Source organism: Streptococcus sp. Marseille-Q4154 (assembly GCF_916700545.1).
In the GTDB taxonomy this organism is placed as follows: Bacteria; Bacillota; Bacilli; order Lactobacillales; family Streptococcaceae; genus Streptococcus; species Streptococcus infantis_I.
This window is the reverse complement of record NZ_CAKAKN010000007.1, coordinates 1-2,130: the sequence shown is the minus strand read 5'-3', so window position 1 is coordinate 2,130 and position 2,130 is coordinate 1. Positions and strand designations below refer to the sequence as shown.

At 43.7% G+C, this 2,130-nt stretch carries 2 protein-coding genes; both read right to left on the bottom strand.

Features of this window, described 5'->3' with window-relative positions; all coding sequences use genetic code 11:
* Positions 1–37: 37 nt before the first annotated feature.
* Positions 38–1,231, bottom strand: coding sequence for an FtsK/SpoIIIE domain-containing protein (locus LG369_RS08440; protein ID WP_225750795.1), 1,194 nt, complete (start codon positions 1,229–1,231; stop codon positions 38–40).
* On the bottom strand, positions 1,218–2,130 hold a 913-nt coding region (locus tag LG369_RS08435), incomplete at its 5' end, for a replication initiation factor domain-containing protein (RefSeq protein ID WP_225750794.1). The genes LG369_RS08435 and LG369_RS08440, both read right to left, overlap by 14 nt.

Genomic DNA, 2,130 nt, shown 5'->3' with positions numbered 1-2,130 from the left:
TCACAAGCCTACCTTGCCAAGTCCACTTGTAAAGGGTCTAGATAAATGCCCTTTCTGTATCCAAAGCCACTACAAAGCCCCCCCATTTAGAAACATTTTCCAATTTTCCGAGAGATGGAACCTGATAACGTCCTGGCTCACGTCCGAGCTGTCCGTCTATGTAAACAAAGCCTTCAAACTGACGAGCAGAGCGAGCCCCTGGGCTAGCCGTTGGAAAAACCATTCGCACCAGTTCAGCAGGTGCAGAGCCGAGAAGAATTTTTGTCGATAGTTGCGACCTCACGGCATTCGGGATAGTGTCCACGCTAGCGAACTGCGAAGCAACTACAAGAATAACACCACTTGAGCGACCTTTTAAAGCTATCTGAGTAAGCAAAGCGATCAGATGAGCTTTTTCTTTTGCTTGCGCAGAAGCAACAATAGCACCGAGCTCATCGATGGCGACAACTAGCGGAGTAAGTCCGACATCTGACGCTTTCAGTCCGAGACGTCCTTGACGTGCTCCTTCCTTGCCCAGGAAGTCCTCTCGTTGCTCCATTTGAGCTACAACATAGCCGAGCATAGAAAGGACGTCTGAGACCCCTGAAGCACGTTGTAGGACGTTAGAAAGAGCCTGAAGCTCGTTCTTGCCGTCAACAAGGTAAACCTGGGAGCCACCTGCTAGGAATTGAGCCAGGATAGAAAGAAGCGTTGTGGTTTTACCTGCTCCTGACTTACCAAACAAGCCAAGACCTGGAGACTTTTCAAAATCAACAGTTAAGTCTTTCTGCAGAACAATCTTAAAAGGCACCGCAGAGGAAATAACAGAAGTCACGTCTAAGCGCTTATCAGAAGCAACGTCTGCAAGCACAAAAACAGAATAAACACCTCCAGGCTCTCGCCAAAAGTCCACCACCTCAAAGGCTTCCCAGTCTTTTCTTGTCGCTACTGAAATAAGTTCAGCAAGTTTTTCGTCTTCATCAAGTCCAGGAAGTCTTTCAATTTTGACCTCAAGCACCCCATCACTTGCTAGTATCTCAATCCAGGGCACACCAACAAGAGACGTTTTTAGCATTGGATTTACTGACTGCACGTCTAAAAAAGCACGTGTCAGAGCTTCACGGAGTTTCAGGAGCTTCCACCCGTTCAGCACTCCAAAGCGTTTATAATAACCCCACCGGCTCCACCAGGTGCGCCACTTAGAAGCGCCCTGCTCCTGAAAAGAGCCCTCTACTAGCTCAAACTTTCTCATCTCCTTTCTCCTTAGCTTCTCTCTTAAGCTCTCTAATGATTTTTCTTCTCATTTTCTCTCTTTCTAGCTCTAACTTTTCTTTTTGTTTCTTTAATCTCTGTTTTGCTCTCTCCAGCTTCTCACGTTCTTTCTTAGTCTTTTTCTCTAATCTGTTTTTAATTTTATCAACTCTTTCATTAACTTGGTCAGTAGCTAACTTTCTGTCTTCCTTAGCCTTTCTTCTTCTCTCCGCTTCAGCTTCTTCCCTCTTCCTTTTTCGCTCTTCAAGTTCCTTTTCTCTCTGAACCATATCTATTTCTTCCCACTCTTCAGGATTAGAAACATAGGAGCTTTCACCACTTAGAAGGATTTTCACTATTTTTTCTAGCGTCTTACTGTCTATTTCTTCAATGCTTTTATGAGATTTTAAACATTCTTGCTCATAGTTCAATTCTCTTAAATGAGTTTCATTTTGCAAGATTTTCCAAAAATCTATGTCTTTTTCTTCGCTGATTTTAGCTAAAAGAGACAATGACGGAGCAACAGAACGATGAAGCCAGCTCAGCATTGATTTTATATCATTTAAGCCAGGTTCAGGCTCTTTCAATTCGTGTTGTGTAGCTTTTTGCTGACTTAGGAAGTTGAGCCAGGACTGATCAACTTCCCAACGACTTTTTTTCTTGTCCTTACCTTGTGGCGGAACTTTAAAAGTCACAACGTCAGCAAGCAAAGCCAAATGCAAAGGCAATAACTCGCCTTTTTTGACTATAATCTCCCGTCTTACAAGTTCGGTTTTACTTCTACCGTTGAAAGATAACTCAAAACGCTCTATAGTATCGCAACCATCTGCCCAAGCAGGCAACTGCTCGCCTTTAGAGATAAGCTCTAAGTCCTTGCGATAAGCTCTTAAATAGACGTTT

Excerpts from the sequence above, each read along its gene's own strand:
- LG369_RS08440 (WP_225750795.1), bottom strand. The coding sequence starts at position 1,231 with ATGAGAAAGTTTGAGCTAGTAGAGGGCTCTTTTCAGGAGCAGGGCGCT.